Genomic DNA, 13,593 nt, shown 5'->3' on the forward strand with positions numbered 1-13,593 from the left:
GCTATTAGCGGATGAGCACGATAGACCGCCCAATACATCCCCATTCGGGCGGATATACCCCCTCTCCGAGCGCACCAGCCGCCCAAAATTGCCCCATTCGCACTCGCAACCGCGGTGTGGAAGCTTTTGTAGGGGCAGCATGCAGACAGTCCAATCCACGGCATCGAAGGTCTTGCTCAACGGCAAACTCGTTGAAGCCGGCTCGCTGCGACATACGCCCCAGCAACACCAGGCGGATCTCGAGCGGATTCGAGTCGTCCATGGCCATGCTCTGTGCCACTGCAAGCCACCGGGCCTTCGCCTTCTAGTCAAACGACGTGGTCCGCTGCTCCACGTGGCGGTATGGCCGGGTGAAGCTCATATGCACCGCGCAGACTGCCCATTCTTCAATGAGCAGGCCCATTACACCGGTCGCCCTGGTACGGTGTCCAAGACCGACGAACACCCCGAAAGGCCGCCCAAGGCCTACAACTCGGCACGCAATCAAAATTCCGACCACCCCGAGGCGGCCAGTTATGACATCTGGTCGCTGATCCACCACCTGTGGGAATCCAGCAGGCTGCACAGCTGGGTGCCTGGCTGGCACCGCGACTGGACCATGGCAAGGCATGTGCTGCTGCACAGCGCAGGATCCACGCACATTGACGGTGTCGCCCTTGCGGACATACTTTATGTCCCGCCAATGTTCTCGAAGGAACGCAGGGGCGAGATCGAAGCGCTCTGGGCGAAGTTCGCACGGCCACTCTGGGAACAGCCGAGGGGAGGGGAGCCAGTTGCTTCAGGTTTCATCCTAGGCCTGGTCAAAGAGATTGCGCCTACCGCAGCTGGCCACGTGCTGCGCCTGAAGCAGCACGGGCCTGCCATCCTGTTGGGGCGGGCACTGTCGGACAACCTCACACGTATGTCTCGCCGCGGCTGGGCCGCAGCCACACACCCGGAGCCAGGAGCGGCTGTTGTAGCGCTCGTCAGGGTTGAGGCGTTGCGCGACAGATCCATCGTCGCCGCCGACTGCGTGCTGATGCGCACGACCAGCCGTCTGATCCCGTCCAACTGCAACGCCGAAGATTCCATAGCCGACCAGCTAATAGACACAAGCCGAGAATTCAGCCGGCCCTTGTCTTACGCACAGGCTAGCAATGAGCTTCCGACGTTCGTACTCCGGGATTCAGGAAAGACGCTCACCGAGATGTACATCTTCGGCACGGGCATGCCCGCACACCAGCTGCTAAAACGCACGGAGACCCTGCTCGTGGAGGCGCCCCGACGGAACACGAAGCTGTGGATCTGGGCTCGGAGAAACGATCCCCATCCGCCGGCCCTCCCTGAGATCGATAGGAGGGCCCGATGATGGGACTGCAGTTGATGCGACCACTGCTCACCTGGCTTCAGGGCAAAACAGAGCCACAGTCAGCAGTCATCCTGGCGCCTGTTCGAGCTGCAGCTCAGTGGCTCCATCCCCCCGTGCAGGGTGCTGTACCTACCGTTGAAAAGCATGACCTGTGGGCAGCTGGCGACACGTTGCTGGCCAAGGACGCACGCTTCAGCGGGACCATCCGCCAAACCGCCGGCACCCTGACCATTGCGGGCCATGTCGAGGGGCAGGTCCACCAGCCCAAGGACAACCAAAGCCTTCTCGTGGTTTGCCCTGGTGCAACCCTCAAAGGGGCCGCGGAGGTCGATCGCATTCACGTCTTCGGTGAGCTCGATGCGGTAGTGGACGCCACTGCAGTCTTCATTGCTCGCACTGCAACGACCAGTGGTGCCATCACGTACTCAGATCTGCACATCGTTAAGGGAGGGCACAACAAAGTTGACCTTGTACACCGCTGAACCTCTCCACCTCAACCTGCCAATCACCCATCCTGAACGAAATCGTTCGACCCCTGAAAGAGAAACCATGAACACCAGCAGCACTACAACCGACGCACGCACCATTTCCTCCGACACCCTCGCCCAGATCACCTCTGTGATCGGTGCAGGCGTCGCCTTCGCTGGCACCTTCACTTCCGACCAGCCCGACGCAGGGCTGAAGATCGAGGGCACCTTCGAGGGCGCCATCAACTTCACCAAAGGTGGCGCAGTACACCTCGGCGCCGGCTCGTCGATCACGAAGGGCGATATCGATGCCGACTGCATCTACATCGAGGGCGACTTCGAAGGGAAGCTGCATGCACGCAAGGCCCTGGAGATCGCAGGCACAGCCTACGTCAAAGGCGAGATTTCGTACTCCAACGACATCGATCTGCACCGTGGTGCCCGCGTGAACGGCAGCATGGCCTACAAGGGGAACCACACCCAGCAGCATGCAGCGCCCCAGTCCCCGACCGCCGACGTCCTCGTGATGAACCGCGCGCACGCTGCGACCGGCACCACTGGCAATTGAATGTCCGGCCTGGTGTGCAGAGAGGGTGGGGCGCCAACTCGGCGCACCTTCCTTCTGGCGGCCGCCTTCGCGCCCCAAGCATTCGCCCAGCCGCAAGACCAAGAGCAGAGCAACCAGTTCTGGAACCAACCTCGCTGGGTGTGGTTGACCAGGCCAGCAACCGGTGAGGAAGTGCGAACCATCTATTGGGCGAATGGCCAGCTGGTGGAGGAAGGCTATCGCAGGATCTGCTGGTTGCTACGGGATCGGCAAGCGGGGAAAGGGATGTACATGAGCATCGTTCTGTTGGACATGCTCTACGCCACGAACTCCTGGCTGAGCTGGCACGGCATCCAAAGACCGATAGAGACCACCAGCGGCGCTCGCTTTCAAGAGACAAACGACAAGACGGAGGGCGCTGTACGCAACTCCAAGCACCTCGAGGGGCGCGCGCACGACGGTCGCATTCCTGGCGTCTCGCTGGAGTCGATGATGAAGTTCGGCCTCTGGCTTGGTGGAGGCGGCGTGGGCTTTTATCCGGGGAAAAACTTTTGCCATTGGGATGACGGGCGCGTACGCGCCTGGCGCGGATAGCCCGCCTTCCTTGACCCTAGAACGGTGCTTACCTTGAATTCTTCGATTGCTCATCGGCTCCGCCAAGACTGGTTCGTCGGCGCAGTGTTGGCGCTGCTACTCCTGCTCGTCCACTTGGGCACAGGCATGATCAGCTCACTCGAGACTTGGTTCTACGACAAGGCACTGCTGAGCATGCAGAAGCGGCCGACAGAACAGATCGTGATCGCCGCGATCGACAACCGGAGCATCGAGAAAATCGGCCGCTATCCGTGGTCGAGGGAGGTGCACGCGAACTTGATCGACGCGCTATCGGCCGCCGGCGCCAGCACCATTGTCCACACGGGGTTGTTCCTGGAACCCCAGGAAAGCCATGGACTGAAGTGGATCCGTCGTCAGGTGGAGCTGGCCGAGTCCCAGACCCCCCTCGCTGAAAAGCAAATCCTGGGCTCGCTGCTTCGAAAGGCGAATGCTGAGCTCGACGTGGACGCAGCGCTTGCTCGAAGCATCCGCAGGGCCGGCAACGTCCAGCTGGCTTCGCTCACGCAGTGGGCTACCGGCGGAACTGGAACGGCGCCCCCATCCAGGACGCCGTCGCCGGAGTGGTTCACGTCCACCCATCCTGGCTTCAGCGTGGCGGCGCAGCGCGTTCTGCTGCCTATCGAGCCCTTCAGGGACAGTACCGCAGGCATTGGGAGCCTGGCGGGCTTGCGCGACGGCGATGGCCGCACCCGGCGAGCGCCGCTGTTCATCAGCCAGCAGGGTGCCGCAATGCCCTCGCTTGCTCTCGCAACAGTGGCATTCGCTGCCGGGCAAGACATCCGCACCATCGACACCTCACAGGGGACTGGCGTCACAGTGGGCAACATGCACATCCCCACCGACGCGCATTCCATCGCAATGCCCATGAAGTACGCAAGCAAGCGTGGAAGCCCTGCGTTTGACACGGTGTCGGTGGCCGACATCCTCTCCGGCCAGGTGGGTGATGACGCCATGCGCGGCCGCATCGTCGTGATCGGCGCAACGGCATCCGGCCTGGCTGCTGCCGCAAGCGCGGTCGCATCCGCGGACGATGCTTTCCCCAACCAGGTGGATCACTTGGCGCAGGAGATCTCCAGCTACATGCTCGGTCACTCCCTGTACCAGCCCAGCTGGGCCTGGGCCCTGACCGCAATGGCCTATGTGCTCAGCGCCATTTACGTCGTTGCAATGCTTCCCCGCCTTGCGGCCAAGCACGCAATCACCATCACCTTCATGGGAGTCCTGCTCATCATTGGGGGAGTTTACGGTGGCATGTCTTCACCGCTTCGGATATGGGTACCCATGGGCCTTCCCGTGGCCACTCTGGTGCTCGTTCACATCGCTCTCATGAGCAAGCGGTTTGTGCTCGCAGAGGCCGGGAAGCAGCGCTCCGACAGCGAGGCCTCTGAAGCCAACCGGATGATGGCTCTCTCTCACCAGGGAAAAGGTGAGCTTGATGCTGCGTTTGACCGCTTTCGCCGTGTCAATCACGGCCAGGATCTCGTCGCGAACCTCCAATCACTGGCGCTTGATTTCGAGCGAAAGCGGCAGTTCAGCAAAGGCCAGGCAGTTCACGAATTCATCCTGGGTGTCGACCCAGAACACGAGCACTCGCGGTCAGAGGCCAAGAGGCTCGCGGCGCTGGGGAACAGCCTGTTTGTGGCCGGGAACGTTGCGCAGCGGAGTATGGTCAGCACAGCAGAGGGGATGCGGTTCACGAACCCGACGTTGGGTCGCTATGAACTCGTCAGCGAACTTGGCCGCGGTGCCATGGGTGTCGTATACCTGGGTCGTGATCCACGATTGAACCGCGACGTGGCGATCAAGACCATGGCGCTCGGTATGGAGTTCGACGGAAACGAGTTGGTAGATGCCAAGGAACGGTTCTTCCGCGAGGCGAGGACGGCCGGCCGGCTGCATCATCCCAACATTGTGACGATCCATGACGTGGGCGAGGACCAGGACCTGGCTTACATCGCCATGGAACTGCTGCGCGGTCAGCCGCTCGACAGTGCGATCTACAGGCAGGGCGGTCTGCCGATGAGGCAGGCTATTCAAATCGCCGTAGAACTCAGTCTGGCACTGGACCATGCGCACCTGGAAGGGGTCATCCATCGTGACATCAAGCCTGCGAACGTCCTGTACGACTCAGCCAGTGGCCTGCTGAAGATCACGGACTTCGGGATCGCCCGGATTACGGACAGCAGCAAGACCAAGACCGGGGTGGTGATGGGCACGCCGGCCTACATGGCGCCGGAGCAGATTCAGGGGCATCCAATCGACGGCCGAGCAGATCTCTACGCTCTGGGTGTCATGCTGTTCGAAATGCTTGTTGGCAGGGTGCCGTTTGACGGCGACTCGATGAGCGACCTGGTGTACAAGATCGTGCATGAAGCGCCGCCCACGCTCAGCGAGTTCGTCGTCGCACCTTACGGGCTGCACGTCGTACTGGCAAAGGCGATGGCGAAGGATCCTAAAGCACGGCATCAAACTGGGCGTGAGCTGGCGGGAGATCTGCAATCGGTGCTCAACCAGCTTCGAGATTGACGGGTGGCGCTGGCACGCAGTTCGAGGCGCCTAGAAGAGTACGTGGCTGCCCAGGCTGAGCCAGGCGGATCACTCTCCTTCGATGGCTGTTTTGCTCGGCTTGCGCGCCAAGCGATTTGGCCAACACTTCACCCGCTTGCGGATTTCGAAAACGACTGGTACAAACGAGGCACTTGCTCTTGAGCAGTTCGTGCTGACGATTCAGCCCCCGGTCACTCGACCGATTCACCCTGGTCTAACGACCTTCATCAACCCGGACGGGATCACACCCGTCGGGCAGTGGACCGTCCTTTTTTCATTCTGGAGAAATGACATGTCCACTTTCGCTGATAACGCTGCGCGCTTCCCTCTTCAAGTTGGCACCAACCTCGCTGCCAACCCTGGTCGCGTGAACGATGAAAGCTTGGAGGACCTGGAAAGCGTCGCCAAGATCCTGGTCCGCGCCGGCCAGCGCACCGCTCTCGAAGCGGTTGTGCTTGCCGACGGTGTGTCCGCGAGCGCGAAGGGCGTCATTGCCCGCGTGCTCGATAAGTCCAAGCAACGCCTTCACTGATGGAGGTCACCCGAAAGGGTTACAAAGAAAAAGCCCACCACCCCCAGTCCCGGGGGTGTGTGGGCTTTTTCTATTTTGGCCTCGCCAGCGCAATCCAGGCAAGTTCCCCAGAGCGCGGAGGCGGCCACGTGCCGGTGAGCACAGAAGCGTCCCGCAGCGGGCGCATCTCCGACCTGGCCACGCAAGTCGCGCAGCAACAATGCTGACATGCACGAAATGTTGAATCTCAGCTTTTGGGGACTGGCGTCGAGAGCTCCTGGCGCGCTTGGCTACTGCCGGCCTCACTTCGCTTCACTCCACCACTTCGTAGAGTGTGCAAAGTTTGGAGACGGGTTGCCCGAATTGCGAGAGGCAGCCATGCTGATGCCGAGCGTGAAAGAGGTGGTGAAGTTCAGCAAGGCCCACCGTGACCACTGGCGCAGCGACTGGGCCCTCATCCGGTCAAAGGTCATCCTCCAGGGCCTGGCTTTGCTGCAACACCAACATCCGGATCATCCCATCTGGATGGAACGCACTGCGACGCTAAAGTCGGACCTCAGCGCCCTCGGCCTCTCGGAAGTGGTGGCCGAGAGCATAGCCGGTGCGCACATGGCCCAAATGTCAGGTGCCTACGTCGCGGTCCTGGGCGCGAGCGCGGTGCCCTCGGAAGAGGTGAGCAAAAGGGTCAAAAACCTGCACAAACGAACAGGCGGGCAGTGGCAACTGCTTCATTGGCAAGGCAGGCATGCGTCCTGGGCTGTGCACGACTGGGCGGTGGCCCACCGGATGCCAGTCAAGTACACGGGCGTGGATGGTGCGCGCCTGTCAGCAGGCGCTCTTGAGGCACTACTCACGGCAGCGCACCAGTTCATCATTTTCGAGGAACGCGGAGGCCGCGGCATGGACGGTATCATCGCCACCGTCAAGCGCGCTGGAAAGCCATGTGAAGTCGCCCTCTGGAGCAAAAGCAGCGGCACTTTGAACCTGTTCTAGCAAAGCCGCAAAGCCGGCGACACACCCGCTTGCATGCCTTCTATCGGTGGATAGAATCCCACCATCAAAGTGCACCTGCACTCTGCAGCGTTGACCTATGTCAACCCCAAGCGATCCGGGCCCGCACCCTGCGTGGCCACGCGATCAAATCCAACCCCCATGGGCACCCTGCCCATGGCGGAGTGCCCGTATTTCGACACGGGTGTCAAATGAATTTCCAGGCCCTGAACGATGCGGCCGAGCGGGCGTATTCGAAAGGAGAGAACATCATTGTCTCTCTCAACGGATCGCCTCATGTGGTCTACCTGCCAGGCGGCGCGCTCACCGCGTCCCCGCTTGAATGCGCGGGCGAAACGATTGCCCTCGACGAAGATTCCTTCGCCGTTCGCGGCTTCTCCGAAGCAGTCCCGGCAACCATGTCGGCGAAATTCTTCGAGGAGGAGCATGGACATGTATAGCGAGAGCCCTATTCGGGTCACGCTGCCTATCGACCTTGAGCGTGCCAGGAAGCAAGGCAAGGCCAAGGCTGCATCCACGAAGCGACCGGCTTCAGGGCGCAGCGCGACCACGAAGGCCGAGGTGAACACGAAGACCAGGCCGCAAGCCAAACCTCCTGCCTCGCAGCCGCGCAACGCCGAACGCAAGACCGCAGCGCTTGGCAATCTCCTCTTCCCCGACGGCCTCTGATCCCAAGGGCTTTCGAGGGAACTGATCCTACGACTGCGCCTGGCCGCATGGCGGGCGCCATTCCCAATCCATCCATGGAAAAGCACACGGAAACCTCACACTTCCCTGAGCTGATGCGCCTTGTGCGCGACAGCCTCAACCAAACCAACCATTCGGCCTCGGTCGAAGTCACGGAGCCAGGCAAGGACGTGCTTCACGGCCTTCGAGTCCACCTCGACGTTGACGTCTTCAGCTTCGCGGTGCGCCACCGCGACGACGTCGACAACCTCGCACCGCTCAACGTTGTTGAGCATGCCCGGTTGCTGGACCTTCTCTACGCGGCCCGGCAACACATGTCGCAGGACCACTGCGGCCACTTCAGCCACTGGGTCGTTGGCCGTCATTCATCTGCCGGCGTTCCGGTGCTCTACCGCTTCGCGGTGTACGAAAGCAGCAGGCACTCCGGTGACTGGCTGATCACGCAGTCCTCGGTGTAGAAGCCGACCAGCTACTGCACTGGAGGCCCCAAATGGGGCCTTTCTCAAGCGCCTTGCTGCGAAGGTGCTTGCGAAAGGTTCTCGGACCATTTCTCCAGATTTAGACGGCAACGCTGTCTGACTGCGCGCTATGTGCGCGCCTATCAACCTTCACAGGGATACCAATCCCTGTAGGGGGACGGGTCTCTCTGTGCTCAATGGAGAAACCCGATGCGTATTCACACGCGCAAGGCGGTGAAGGACACCAACACCTTCTTCCTGCCTGGCTTCGAGCCAACCGACAACCTTGCAAGCACCAGCCCGGGCATCGATCAACTGCTCGGCAGTGTCGGGCCGGCTAAGAGCGTGCAGGTACACCCGATCGCGCAGGCCGCCAGCAAGGTGGCCAGCCAGATCATTCAACCAACAATCATTGAGGCCCCGGTTGCAATATCTGCGATCGAGGCGCTCTCCCTGTCCGATACCCCGGAGCAGGACATAGCGGCCAACAAGACATGGCCTCACTTCAACGCCGACGCCGGCGTGCCGCCATCTGGCGAAGTCGAACGGCTGCAGCGCAACGTCGACATCCTGCGCCTTTCCAAGCAGCTGGACCGCGAGCAACGACCACCAACGCCGCAAGAAGCTGAGTTCATGCTCAGCTTCACGGGGTGGGGTAGTCTGGCGCGCGTCTTCGCGGGTGGCCACGAAGGCAAGTCCCTCGGCAAGTTGCACGATGAGTTGCGAGCCATCCTGACGGAAAAGGAATGGGCATCTGCGAGAGCTTCGACACCGAACGCCCACTACACGGACCCCGGAATCTCACGCGCGCTTTGGGCGATCGTGAAGCAACTCGGGTTCAAAGGGGGCAGGGTGCTGGAGCCCACAGCAGGTACCGGCCTGATCCTGGCGGCCATGCCGCGCGACATTGCGTTGCGCAGCGACATAGCTGCAGTGGAGATTGACTCTGTTGCGGGGACGGTGCTCAGGCAAGTCTACGAGCCGCACGGTGTGCGTGTCCAGATCTGCGGGATTGAGACTGCACGGCTTCCAAAGGGCCGGGCCGAGCTCGTGATTTCGAACGTGCCTTTTATGAACGTAAAGGTGCCGGATACATCCAAGTCGGACTATGCCGATTGGACGATTCATAACTATCTGTTTGGAAAGGCCATCGACCTGGCCAGGCCGGGTGGTTTGGTGGTTTTCATCACCTCCTCGCACACCATGGATGGCAACCTGGCCGTCCGCAAGTGGCTGGATGTCCATGCCGAACTGATCGAAGCGATCAGGCTTCCGAGAGGGGCCTTCAGCCGCCAGGCGCGTACCGAAGTGGTGGCGGACATCATCGTGCTGCGCAAGCGCGCGACGCCCAAATTCAACGCTGCAAGCCAATGGGCTACAGCTGCGACAAAGGCACCGGTCGAGATGCTCATACCCGGGCAAAGCCTGATGATGCCGGGCTATCCAAACATCGAGCTGCGGCGCGATTTAAACCCCTGGTTCATCAAGAATCGCTCGCGGGTCCTGGGCCAGCTGAAGCTGGAATCAGGGCAATACGGCGGCGGCGAGAAGATGCACTTGAACCCTGTGTTCAACGGCACCGACGAGCAGCTGCATGCACATCTCCTCGATCTGGCGGCGACGCTGCCGAGTGACGTGTACACCGAGGCAAGTGGCGAAGGAGGGCACCTTGTGCGCGCGGCCGCTACCGTGACCAAGGTCCTTCCAACATGCGACGCCAAACCCGGCGCATTCGTGTTGCATGGTGGCCGTCTGTGCATCAGTGAAGGCAGCGAGGCCTGGCTGGATGTCGACGCGCTCTATGCGGGAAAAGTACGCGAGCGAGTGCTTGGCTTCATCCAGGTGCGAGACGCTGCGCGTGCACTCATTGACTACCAAAGGGACAACGCCACCGATGATCGTCTAAAGCCACTTCAGCAAACACTGAATGCGGCGTATGACAGCTATGTTCAACGACACGGCTATCTGTTTGAGAAGATGAACGTGCGCGCATTTCGGAACGATCCCGATTGCCCGCTGGTCCTCAGCCTGGAGCACTACGACCCGGATACTGAGACAGCCAGGAAAGCAGACATCTTCAGCCGTCGTACGGTCAATCAGCGAAAGCTGGCATCCCGCGCGGACAACGTCAAGGATGCGATGCTGCTCAGCCTGGCTGAGCATGGCCGCATCGAGCTGACAGACATGGCGCAACGGATGCGCAAGACGACGGACTTCGTAGTGCGCCAGCTTGCAGAGCAAGGTCTTGCATTCAAGGACCCGAGCAACGGACGTTGGGTCGAAGCCGATGCCTACCTGTGCGGAAACATCCGTGAGAAGCTGATCGAGGCGGAGGCCGCCGGCTCAGCATTCATCAACAACATGAAGGCGCTGGAAGCGTCCTTGCCGAAGCCACTGCTGCCGGGTGAGATCCAAGCACGTCTGGGAGCTCCATGGATACCGACGAAGGTCATCAAAGACTTCATCATCGAGACGCTCGAGCTGAAGGAAGCGAAGGACGTCGAAGTCACCTACACAGCGACGGGAGCCGTGTGGTCCGTGAACGCCGGGCACAGCCGGGACTACCTGGGGAGCCAGGCGCTACGCGCAGTGAAGTGGGGCACGCCAGAGCGAAGCTTCGCTACTCTTGTCGAGGCGGCGCTGAATCAGCAACCTCCTACGGTGACCACCACCGTGAACGGAAAGTCAGTACCAGACCGCAGAGCCACCATGGCCGCGCGTGAAAAGTTCGAGGCGATCCGCGAGCACTTCAGGAACTGGGCCTGGAGGAACGACGAAAGGGCGACTGAACTCGCTTCAATCTACAACAACACGTTCAATCAGATCGTGCAGAGAAAGTGGGATGGCTCCCATCTAACGCTGCCAGGCCTGTCCGATGTGTACGAGCCATATCCTCATCAGCTCAACGCCATATGGCGGATCATCACCAGCGGCAATACGCTGCTGGCCCACATGGTTGGTGCTGGTAAGACCCTCACCATGATCGCCGCGTCCATGGAAATGCGGCGCCTGGGCAAGGCTGCGAAGCCTCTGCATGTGGTGCAGAACAACATGCTGGAGCAGTACGCTGCGGAGTTCATGCGCTGTTATCCGATGGCGAATGTGCTGATAGCAAGCAAAGACGATCTGAAGGGAGACCGACGGAGGCAGTTTGCGAGCCGGGTGGCGGGCGGAGACTGGGATGCCGTCATCATGACGATGAGTTCCTTTGAGCGTCTTGCCTGCAGGCCGGAGACTGTGGAAGAATTTGTCGATCAGATGCTCAGCAAGGCGCAACTCGCACTCACGCTCGCTTCGGATAGCAAAAGCAAACGCTCCATCAAGGAGATGGAGAAGCGCTTGAAGACCATCGAGGCGAAAGTGGCCAAGGCCATCGACGCGCCGGAGAAGGACTCAGTGGTGCACTTCGATGACCTCGGAATCGACGCGATGTACATAGACGAGGCCCACATGTGGAAGGCATCGGTCAAGATCAGCAAGATGCCCCGCATCGCTGGTCTGCCGACGAACTTCTCCAATAGAGCACTCGACCTGACAGTCAAGATTTTTGCGCTGGAACGCACGTTGGGCCGGAGGCAGGAGAACGTCTGCATGGCCACAGCCACGACCATCACAAATTCGATCGGCGAGCTCTTCGCCATGCAACAGTACCTCCAACCGGAGACGCTTGAGAAACTCGGGCTAGCTGAGTTCGATGCCTGGGCTGCCACGTTTGGTGAGACGGTTACCGGTATGGAACTGGCACCGGACGGATCAGGCTATCGCCTGAGTTCACGCTTCGCAAAATTCCTGAACGTCCCTGAGTTGATGTCCATCTTCCGCATGGTCGCCGATATTCAGACAGAGGAGATGCTGAAGCTGCCGACACCGAAGGTGGCTGGCGGAAAGCCGAAGGTGGTGGTGAGTCCACGAACACCGCTGCTGCAAGAGTTCACAGAGTCCCTCGTCAAGCGCGCGGACAAGGTGCGGTCCCGATCCGTGAAGCCGGACGAGGACAACATGCTCAAGATCACACACGAAGGGCGGATGGCCGCTCTCGACATGAGGCTGATCTACCCAGATGCCGTAGTGGGTGATGACTCCAAGCTCGCAATGGTGCGGCGGGAGGTGATGCGAATCCACAAGGCGACGGCGCACAGGCGCGGAACTCAGATTGTGTTCTGCGATCTGAGCACGCCGAAAAAAGTAGGCTTTTCCGTCTACAACCAGCTGAGGGAAGATCTCATAGCCGCGGGCATGCCTGCGCATGAGATTGCCTTCGTTCATGACTATGAGACAGACAAGGCCAAGGAGCTTCTGTTCAAACAGGTGCGCGCTGGTAGCGTCCGGGTTCTCATGGGATCAACGTCCAAGTTGGGTACTGGCACAAACGTGCAGGACTTGCTTGTGGGTCTCCATCACATAGATGTCCCATGGCGGCCCTCTGACATTGTGCAGCGAGATGGCCGTGCCATTCGGGTGGGAAACACCTGGGCTGAAGTGGAGTTGGTCCGCTACATAACCGAGGGTAGTTTCGACGCCTTCGGATGGAATCTGCTAACCGTTAAAAGCCGGTTTATCGAGCAGATCATGTCTGGAGAATCCACGCTCCGTGAGGTAGCTGATGTATCGGTCAGCGCGCTCACGTGTGCTGAGATAACCGCCATCGCCAGCGGCAACCCGCTGGTACTTGAGAAGGCAACGATCGATGCAGAAGTGCAGCGGCTCTCGGTGCTCCGAGATATATGGAACCAGGACCAATGGCGCATCAAGAGCCAAGTCCGAAACAATGCGGCAAGGGTCGATTGGTTCAAGAGCAATATGCCAAAGCTGCGGCAAGACGCGCAGCTGGCAGCCCGGGCCGAATCGGAAGGGATTGCCTTCGTTCCGGCTAAGGGCTCCATCGCAGACGCTGCGTCGGAACGTGTGACCTTGGTCGAGCGGATTGGCGCAGCGTGCTTGAAGGCCTCGCAGCTGTCAATGTCGATGGGAGATCTGCGCATCGGCTCACTCGGCGGCTTCGAGTTGAACTTGAGGCGATACGACCGGGCGAGCAAGAGCATTGAGCTTGTGCTGCCCAACAGCGGCGACAAAAAGATGCTGGATGATCCCCTGGTGAGCGACGTTGTCGCCAACGGAAGGAGCGTCGTGGCGATGATTGCGGAGGTTGGGCAGAGCGTGCAGTTGGCCGAACGGACCGTGACCTCGCTGGAGGAGAGCAATACTGCTCTGCAGGCCCAGCTGTCCAGCGAATTCGATCGCCAAGAGCGGCTGCTGGAGCTGGTAGCGCGGCAGGTGGCCATCAGTGCAGAGCTCGACCTCGACAAGGACGAGGCGGGCACTGCAGGCTTGTCCGAGGCGACGGAAGAAGTGGAAACGCAAGCTGTCGAAGCCTGAGGGCAATCGCGACAGAGTATTTGGCC

11 protein-coding genes are annotated in these 13,593 nt (G+C 60.5%); all 11 read left to right on the forward strand.

Going from position 1 to position 13,593, the window contains the following annotated elements:
- The first annotated feature begins 139 nt into the window (after positions 1-139).
- Entirely contained in the window at positions 140-1,348 is a 1,209-nt protein-coding gene (locus tag ACSQ9E_RS32880; RefSeq protein WP_436220313.1) for a DUF1173 family protein, read from the forward strand.
- Positions 1,345-1,830, forward strand: a complete 486-nt coding sequence (locus tag ACSQ9E_RS32885) for a bactofilin family protein (protein ID WP_436220314.1) — start codon at positions 1,345-1,347, stop codon at positions 1,828-1,830. Before ACSQ9E_RS32880 ends, ACSQ9E_RS32885 begins: the two co-directional genes overlap by 4 nt.
- Before the next feature lie 67 nt (positions 1,831-1,897).
- On the forward strand, positions 1,898-2,383 hold the full coding sequence (locus tag ACSQ9E_RS32890; RefSeq protein WP_436220315.1) for a bactofilin family protein: 486 nt from the start codon (positions 1,898-1,900) through the stop codon (positions 2,381-2,383).
- Positions 2,384-2,956 (forward strand): YcbK family protein, encoded by a 573-nt coding sequence (locus ACSQ9E_RS32895; protein ID WP_436220316.1) that lies wholly within the window; start codon positions 2,384-2,386, stop codon positions 2,954-2,956.
- Positions 2,957-3,040: 84 nt separating this feature from the next.
- The gene (locus ACSQ9E_RS32900) at positions 3,041-5,503 is read left to right on the forward strand and encodes a CHASE2 domain-containing serine/threonine-protein kinase (protein ID WP_436220489.1); all 2,463 of its coding nucleotides are present in this window, start codon (positions 3,041-3,043) and stop codon (positions 5,501-5,503) included.
- A gap of 82 nt (positions 5,504-5,585) precedes the next feature.
- Positions 5,586-6,056 (forward strand): hypothetical protein, encoded by a 471-nt coding sequence (locus tag ACSQ9E_RS32905; RefSeq protein ID WP_436220317.1) that lies wholly within the window; start codon positions 5,586-5,588, stop codon positions 6,054-6,056.
- Between the two features lie 357 nt (positions 6,057-6,413).
- Positions 6,414-7,028: a hypothetical protein gene (locus ACSQ9E_RS32910; protein WP_436220318.1), complete on the forward strand. Its 615-nt coding sequence runs from the start codon at positions 6,414-6,416 to the stop codon at positions 7,026-7,028.
- Positions 7,029-7,237: 209 nt separating this feature from the next.
- The gene (locus ACSQ9E_RS32915; protein ID WP_436220319.1) at positions 7,238-7,486 is read left to right on the forward strand and encodes a hypothetical protein; all 249 of its coding nucleotides are present in this window, start codon (positions 7,238-7,240) and stop codon (positions 7,484-7,486) included.
- Positions 7,473-7,715 (forward strand): hypothetical protein, encoded by a 243-nt coding sequence (locus ACSQ9E_RS32920; protein WP_436220320.1) that lies wholly within the window; start codon positions 7,473-7,475, stop codon positions 7,713-7,715. The genes ACSQ9E_RS32915 and ACSQ9E_RS32920 overlap by 14 nt, the downstream gene beginning before the upstream one ends.
- A 74-nt stretch (positions 7,716-7,789) precedes the next feature.
- On the forward strand, positions 7,790-8,191 hold the full coding sequence (locus tag ACSQ9E_RS32925; RefSeq protein WP_436220321.1) for a hypothetical protein: 402 nt from the start codon (positions 7,790-7,792) through the stop codon (positions 8,189-8,191).
- A gap of 210 nt (positions 8,192-8,401) precedes the next feature.
- Positions 8,402-13,567, forward strand: a complete 5,166-nt coding sequence (locus ACSQ9E_RS32930; protein ID WP_436220322.1) for a DEAD/DEAH box helicase family protein — start codon at positions 8,402-8,404, stop codon at positions 13,565-13,567.
- Positions 13,568-13,593: the final 26 nt, after the last annotated feature.

Source organism: Acidovorax sp. LjRoot118, assembly GCF_964253575.1.
In the GTDB taxonomy this organism is placed as follows: Bacteria; Pseudomonadota; Gammaproteobacteria; order Burkholderiales; family Burkholderiaceae_C; genus Acidovorax.

Excerpts from the sequence above, each read along its gene's own strand:
- ACSQ9E_RS32880 (WP_436220313.1), top strand. The coding sequence starts at position 140 with ATGCAGACAGTCCAATCCACGGCATCGAAGGTCTTGCTCAACGGCAAA.
- ACSQ9E_RS32885 (WP_436220314.1), top strand. The coding sequence starts at position 1,345 with ATGATGGGACTGCAGTTGATGCGACCACTGCTCACCTGGCTTCAGGGC.
- ACSQ9E_RS32890 (WP_436220315.1), top strand. The coding sequence starts at position 1,898 with ATGAACACCAGCAGCACTACAACCGACGCACGCACCATTTCCTCCGAC.
- ACSQ9E_RS32895 (WP_436220316.1), top strand. The coding sequence starts at position 2,384 with ATGTCCGGCCTGGTGTGCAGAGAGGGTGGGGCGCCAACTCGGCGCACC.
- ACSQ9E_RS32905 (WP_436220317.1), top strand. The coding sequence starts at position 5,586 with ATGGCTGTTTTGCTCGGCTTGCGCGCCAAGCGATTTGGCCAACACTTC.
- ACSQ9E_RS32910 (WP_436220318.1), top strand. The coding sequence starts at position 6,414 with ATGCTGATGCCGAGCGTGAAAGAGGTGGTGAAGTTCAGCAAGGCCCAC.
- ACSQ9E_RS32915 (WP_436220319.1), top strand. The coding sequence starts at position 7,238 with ATGAATTTCCAGGCCCTGAACGATGCGGCCGAGCGGGCGTATTCGAAA.
- ACSQ9E_RS32920 (WP_436220320.1), top strand. The coding sequence starts at position 7,473 with ATGGACATGTATAGCGAGAGCCCTATTCGGGTCACGCTGCCTATCGAC.
- ACSQ9E_RS32925 (WP_436220321.1), top strand. The coding sequence starts at position 7,790 with ATGGAAAAGCACACGGAAACCTCACACTTCCCTGAGCTGATGCGCCTT.
- ACSQ9E_RS32930 (WP_436220322.1), top strand. The coding sequence starts at position 8,402 with ATGCGTATTCACACGCGCAAGGCGGTGAAGGACACCAACACCTTCTTC.